This is a genomic window from Pseudoalteromonas sp. TB25 (genome assembly GCF_000497995.1).
GTDB lineage: Bacteria > Pseudomonadota > Gammaproteobacteria > Enterobacterales > Alteromonadaceae > Pseudoalteromonas > Pseudoalteromonas distincta.
The window spans coordinates 11,872-18,071 of sequence record NZ_AUTI01000249.1 but is presented as its reverse complement, the minus strand read 5'-3'; the positions used below and the strand labels follow the sequence as shown (position 1 = coordinate 18,071).

At 39.4% G+C, this 6,200-nt stretch carries 8 protein-coding genes and 1 pseudogene (1 of these 9 running past the window's edge); 3 read left to right on the top strand and 6 right to left on the bottom strand.

Translation table 11 applies throughout. From position 1 onward, the window contains the following. Positions 1–269 (top strand): annotated as a pseudogene (locus L652_RS0107895) (YjiH family protein); the annotation flags it as partial. 53 nt (positions 270–322) lie between these two features. On the opposite strand, the gene L652_RS1000000124510 reads toward L652_RS0107895, so the two are convergent. Together L652_RS1000000124510 and L652_RS0107885 are read right to left on the bottom strand one after the other, a co-directional pair. Then, entirely contained in the window at positions 323–469 is a 147-nt protein-coding gene (locus L652_RS1000000124510; protein WP_076914920.1) for a DUF2897 family protein, read from the bottom strand. 90 nt (positions 470–559) lie between these two features. Further along, entirely contained in the window at positions 560–1,096 is a 537-nt protein-coding gene (locus L652_RS0107885) for an acyloxyacyl hydrolase (RefSeq protein ID WP_024595676.1), read from the bottom strand. Positions 1,097–1,341: 245 nt separating this feature from the next. Between L652_RS0107885 and L652_RS0107880 the strand changes: the two genes are divergently transcribed. Continuing rightward, positions 1,342–1,935, top strand: coding sequence for an ABC transporter substrate-binding protein (locus tag L652_RS0107880; RefSeq protein WP_024595677.1), 594 nt, complete (start codon positions 1,342–1,344; stop codon positions 1,933–1,935). 357 nt (positions 1,936–2,292) lie between these two features. Continuing rightward, the gene (locus L652_RS0107875; protein ID WP_024595678.1) at positions 2,293–3,630 is read left to right on the top strand and encodes an ankyrin repeat domain-containing protein; all 1,338 of its coding nucleotides are present in this window, start codon (positions 2,293–2,295) and stop codon (positions 3,628–3,630) included. A gap of 84 nt (positions 3,631–3,714) precedes the next feature. On the opposite strand, the gene L652_RS0107870 is transcribed toward L652_RS0107875, so the two are convergent. The 4 genes in view from L652_RS0107870 to L652_RS0107855 are tightly spaced (at most 53 nt apart) and all read right to left on the bottom strand, a layout consistent with a single transcriptional unit that may run on beyond the window. Next, on the bottom strand, positions 3,715–4,158 hold the full coding sequence (locus L652_RS0107870) for a DUF2069 domain-containing protein (RefSeq protein ID WP_024595679.1): 444 nt from the start codon (positions 4,156–4,158) through the stop codon (positions 3,715–3,717). Continuing rightward, positions 4,155–4,709, bottom strand: a complete 555-nt coding sequence (gene wrbA / locus L652_RS0107865) for an NAD(P)H:quinone oxidoreductase (RefSeq protein ID WP_024595680.1) — start codon at positions 4,707–4,709, stop codon at positions 4,155–4,157. Before wrbA ends, L652_RS0107870 begins: the two co-directional genes overlap by 4 nt. Then, complete coding sequence (arsC, locus tag L652_RS0107860; RefSeq protein WP_024595681.1) at positions 4,709–5,056, bottom strand: arsenate reductase (glutaredoxin); 348 nt, start codon at positions 5,054–5,056, stop codon at positions 4,709–4,711. Before arsC ends, wrbA begins: the two co-directional genes overlap by 1 nt. A 53-nt stretch (positions 5,057–5,109) precedes the next feature. Next, positions 5,110–6,200 carry the 3' portion of a M48 family metalloprotease gene (locus tag L652_RS0107855; protein WP_024603395.1) on the bottom strand. 340 nt of this gene lie beyond the right edge of the window, so only the last 1,091 of its 1,431 coding nucleotides appear in the window; its start codon lies off the right edge, out of view — the gene reads right to left on this strand; it ends in the stop codon at positions 5,110–5,112.

Genomic DNA, 6,200 nt, shown 5'->3' with positions numbered 1-6,200 from the left:
CAGCCGCAGCGTCGCAAACTATTATGGTAGGCTTTGCTGATATGTTTATTCCGTCAATATTAGCAGCAGGGACTATTGAAAGTGATGTAACGCGCTTTATTATTGCCGCAATGAGTGTAACTCAGCTTATTTATATGTCTGAGGTAGGTGCACTTTTACTTGGCAGTAAAATACCGGTAAATATTTTAGAGCTATTTATTATATTTATTTTGCGAACGCTAATTACTTTACCTGTTATTGCGCTAATGGCGCATTGGCTAGTAGGCTAAATTAGCAAAAATATGATTTAGCGAATTGGTATTATTGAAAAAGCCCTGATTTATCAGGGCTTTTTTGTGTCTGTTGTATTTTTTATATTGGCGTTGGGCTTTATAAACTCCTGTTTTGCAGAGAGTCTAATCAGCGCAATATTACCAATGATAATGGCAAAAACAACAGCGACAATAATTACAATATGCCAAGTTTGCATCGCAGTATCACCTAATTTTTAGTACGTTTAAGTGTGACCGCTTTGCCCTATAACAGCAATTAATTTACTCCAAAAATACAATCAATAACGTTAAAAACGTCTCGCTACCGAAAGCGTTAAAAAGTTAAGCCCAGGGTTTGGCTCTTTAAAGCCTGCGTTTGAATAGTGAATAACGCGAAGGGCAACATTGGTGTGGCCAAAATCGGCTACAAGCCCTATGCGGTCTTCAAATTGGTAGTGAGTACTTATGTTTTTACCGGCAAACTGCGTTTCATCAATCAGTGATATACCAATACCTGCTTCTACATAAAATGGGGTGTTGTTAAAACTAAAGGCAGGAAATTGCAGCACAGGTGACATAGCAAATACTAGGTTTGATTGTGTTTCATCGCCGTGGCGGTATTCCCACATGTTTACGCTGGTTTCAAAGTAAAAGCGTGCATCACCAATAAGGTTTTGCATACCAGGTGCATGATACTGATACGCAAGCTTAACGCCGTTTACGTTACCTTCGCCTTTGAGGAAGTCAACGGCATAACCGTGGTCCGATTGAGCAAAAGCAAGCTTGCCAAAAAGTGAAACTACTAATACAAAAGAGATAATAAGTGTTTTAAGTGACGTTTTCATAGGTGCCAAATGTTCGTTTGATTTAAGTTGATAACTAAATGATAAGGGCGGCCTGTTAACAATTACAATGAGGACAAAATACCGGTTGTATATGAGCTGTTAATGGAGTTTTCTAACTGCTTGAATTTATTTTATTTATTCTATTGGTGCTAATTGGGCATTAATAAGTTGCTTATTTGTGCCTTTTTTATTGCGTATAGTTCGCGTAAATTACAGCCATCTTAATCACACAGACATATACAATTATGAAACTCTTTAAACTATTCGTTTTAGCTACTGCTTTTTTTAGCAGTTCGTTATTTGCACAAGCTCAGCAATCACCAGATCAGTTACTTGAATCGGTAGCCGACAAGCTTTTTGCAGATATTGGCCAAGTAAACTCAAAAGGTACAGCCAGCAAAGACGCGATGGCTGCCATTGTTGAAAAACGTTTAATGCCACATATTGACGTTAAGTTTGTGTCGTTTAAATTATTAGGTAAACACATTAAAGGTATTGAGCGCGAGCAAGCTGTTCAATTTATAGATGCAGTAGAGCATTACTTAACAGGCACATACGCCGGTGCACTAATGAAGTACACGGGTCAAAAAGTAGTATTTGAGCGTAATAACGCAAAAAGTGACTCTGAGTACGCAACAGTTAATACGCAAATTATTGAGCCAAATGCGCCTACTATCGACTTAAGCTTTAAGCTTCGTTTAGGTAAAAACAATGAGTGGAAAGTATACGATATTGTTGCTGAAGGCATTTCACTATTAAGTGCTAAACAAAAAGAGATTATTCAACGCATTTCTGATGTGGGTTTAGAGCAAGTTATTAGTGAGTTAAAAAGTAAATAGACTATTTGTCTGGCTCTGATTAAGCCCAACTCCAACCTCAAAAACGGCCAATTACTTATGTACTTGGCCGTTTTTATATTTTTGCTAAGGACAATACCAATCCACAGTAATACTTAATCATTTAGAACAACTAAATAATGAAATTTTTGCCTTGCTATCACACGGTTTTCTACCTCAAAATAAATCACTTAATTAAGCGAATTGTTATAATCCTAAAGGATTGTTGTTATTGCGTAATTTTGCGCTAGCAGCAAAACAAAGGTGTGCTAGAATATCGGCACTTTGATTAAGCGTGGTGTCAGCTTAAAACTGATATAACTTACCACCCCCAAGCCACACTGGAGTTGTGTTGTTTTAATGGAAAATGTACTGATTTGGCCAAAGGAATACCCATTACTTATTAAAGGACTGGTAGAACAAAACGGTGCCTTTATTTTAGATGCTTTGGAAGCTTGGCCTGCTTGTCGTTCTACAAATGAAGACGATGGTGTATGCACCACCGTGCTGCCACCTATTTATTATTTGGCATGGCTAACCCCGCTGGAGCCATTTGAAGAATGTTACTTTCAACATATCTCTGAATATGACGAAGACGCACAAGCGTATATTAGTGCGGTTAAAAGCCATTACTACGATAATGAATACACCCCTGAAAGCTTAGTGCTTATGCTGTGCCAGCGCCTTGAAAAATACGCAAGCGTGGCTGCACAAAATACAATAGATACGCCACTGTCTTTAGTCGATTTATTTTTTAGTAAACGCTACTTCACCTTAATTGAGCATGCGTTAAATAATAAAAGTAAACTCTCGGCAAAGGACACATTAGCGCTTTGGAAAGAAGTTGATTTTAGAGAGCGCCTAAGTGCGTTTATTCCAGAGTCTATTGCTGATTTAGATACTCTCTCTGAACTTGCCAGCGAAAAAGTAGCTGCGGGTAAAGACTATTTTACGCTGCTTACGCAGGTTTCTCCTGATGTTGACTCTGTTGTACTGCTAGAAAAAGCTTTGCTTACTCATTTACGTAAAAAAACAGCTAAGCAAACAATGGCTATGCGTTTTATTGAACAAGGCGCTACTGGTGTACTTGCTGATGAAAACAATAAAACAGCCTTTATGTGGGCCGCCGAAAAAGGCTTTGTAAATGTGGTTGAAACGCTACTGGCAAAGCAAGACAAAAAAGCGACAGATAACTTAGGTAATACTGCGCTTCATTATGCTGTGTTTGCTAAAAATGAGTCGTTAATGGTGCTGCTTATTAAAGCGGGCTATAACTTTAGAGCACGTAATAAAGAAGGTTTAAGCTGTTACCGTTTAGCGGTGAGTATTAAAGCTAATAACTTAGTTAAATGTTTAGAGCGTGACTTTGGTATTAAAGAACTTTCGCCAGAAGGGCAGTTCGATCGCATTAAAAAAGTGCATGTGCTACATGCTATTGTGACTATATTGCTGCCTTTACAGTTGTTTTTCTTTTTTGATGAAACCCTCTCAATTAAAAGTGAGCTGACGCTGGGTTTAACTATGACTGCAGTGATTTGTTTTTTCTTTGCGACCACTTTAAAACGCTGTGCGCTATATCCACATATTAAACACCCTTGGGGTTTATTTGTGCTTAGGGGCTTTTCGTTTATTAGCTTAATTGCTCAAATAGGGTTGGCGAGTATTGTGGTGCTAGCTGCCTTGAGCGATTTAGTTTAGCTAGCTAGTTTTAAACAGTTAATAAAAAACGCGCTTAAATTACTTTAAGCGCGTTTTTTTGTATATAGCGTTTATGGTTAAGCCTTATTTACCGTGCTCATTTGCTGCTTTTTCTTCAGCTAATTCTTCTTTAAGCTTACGGATTTTTAAACCTTGTTCTTGTCCGCGATGTCTTGCGTAGTAAGTACAGCCAATAAACATAGATGATGCAAATACCAGTTCTAACAACACCCAAATTAATTCATCTGGTGCTGCCCACAGCATGGTAAGACCGTGGATAAAATAAAGCATTACAATAAAGTTAGCCCACGCATAGGTGTATGTGTTGTCTTGAATTATGCCTCTTAGCGGCAGTAGTAAAGGAATGATAGGAAAAAACAATGACACCCAACTAGTATTACCGTCTAGAGGGGGTACAAAATACATCCACAAAGGAATCAGAATAAGTAAACCAACATAGCCAAATAGTGCTGCACGTTGAAATTTTACCGTAATCGGCTTTTTAGCTGGACTGTCAGCTGTAGTCATTTAAGTTTTCTCGCAATGTGAGTAAGGCGTTTACCAACGCTTTGGCATATTTTAATTTCGTCTTTGCTTAGCTGTGCACTATTAGCGCTGCCAGCGACGTGTGTTGCACCGTATGGTGTTCCACCGGTTTGTGTTGCAAGTAGTTCGGGCACATCGTACGGCACGCCCATAAGCACCATGCCGTGGTGTAATAGTGGCAAAGATAAGTTAAGTAAGGTTGCTTCATTTCCTCCATGCATACTACTTGATGACGAAAATACACACGCTGGCTTATCGATTAATTGGCCTTTTAGCCATAAGTCGCTAGTGGTTTCCCAAAAGCTTTTTGCTTGAGAGGCCATCATGCCAAATCGAGTTGGTGTACCAAATGCTAAACCATCGCAATTTATTAAATCATCTTTAGTGATCACAATATCGTGCGCATTTTTAGCCACAAAGGTGCGAAGTAGTGCACTAGCACCTTGTTGCTCTATCGACTCTGCTATCTCGTGAGCCATTGCTTCAACTGAGCCATGGCTTGAGTGATAAAGCACCACTATGGTTGCACTCATTATAAAACGCTTAGTACGTTTTCTGGTGGACGACCAATCGCTGCTTTATTGTTATTAACTACGATAGGGCGTTCAATTAATTTTGGGTATTTAACCATAGCGTTAATAAGTGCGTCCTCATTTGTTTCATCTTTCAAATTAAGCGCTTTGTAGTCATCTTCTTTGGTGCGCATCATTTCACGTACGGATGAAAAACCAAGTTGGATTACAAGCGTTGAAATTTGCTCGTGAGTAAGAGGGGTTTTTAAATACTCTACAACACTTGGCTCTATCGCTTTACTTTGCAGTAGCGCTAGCGTTTCGCGTGATTTAGAACAACGTGGGTTGTGGTAAATAGTAACAGACATAAAATGATTCCAAAGTGTGAATTGCGTCTATTTTAGGGTAAGCGCTTGCAGACTTAAAGTCTTGCAAGCTCTTTTTGTAAAAGTCGATACTGGGTAAGTAGTGCTTTTAAACGTTGTTGCTTTACAAGTTCGGTTGGCTCTACGAAGTTAAGTGCTTTTTGTACTTCGTCTGCGGCTTTTAAATAAGCACCGTATTGAGCCAATACATCGGCGTTCGCTTCATGATATGAGGCTAATTTATCTTGTTTTTTATACGCATCAGCAAGAAGTTGCTTGCCTAGGTTATGATCTGGCTTTTCGAGTAAAAAACTCTTCAAAATATTTTCGGCTAGTTCATATTGCTCAGCTTCAAGTGCTGCGTTGGCATAGTTGAGCGTAATTACCTGATTATTAGGGCGATACTGATTTAAATCAGCTAAAAATTTTACGGCTTCATCTGCCTTTTTTTGCGCGATGAGTAAATCGGTATGGGTATCTATATAAAATAGGTTTTTAGGATCATTTTTTAAAAGCTCGTCTAGTATTGGGGCTGCTTCATCAAGCTTTTTTTGATCAAGTAAGCTAATAGCTAAACCGTACTTTAAAGCGGTGTTATCGTAGCTATTTTCGCGTAGTCGTTTTCTAAATAGGTCTTCGGCGTTTTCTGGTTTGTTGTCGTAGCGCGCAAGCACGCGGCTTTTAGCTAAATTAAACTCAAGACTGGCACTCATATGACGCACAGGAAATTGCTCTGCACGCAAACGTACATCAGATACTCGGCTCTCTGGTAATGGGTGAGTAAGTAAAAACGCAGGTGGTTTATATTTATAACGAATTTGCGCGGCAAGTTTAGTTAAAAATTCGCTCGATGCACGTGCATCAAAGCCTGCATTGTTAAGCGTTTGCATGCCTATGCGGTCAGCTTCTTGCTCGGCTGAGCGACTATGCGTTAACTGACTAAAAGCAGATTGTGTTTGGCTGGCAGATATAATCGCAATACCCGCATCTGGTGCAACAACGGTTGCTAATATTCCGGCTATCATACCGGCAATAGTCAGCGCGCTGTTATCTTGCTGTTGCTGTATTCTTCGCGCTAAGTGGCGCTGTGTCACGTGAGCAATTTCGTGACCAAGCACTGAGGCAAACTGGCTCTCGTTATCGGCTT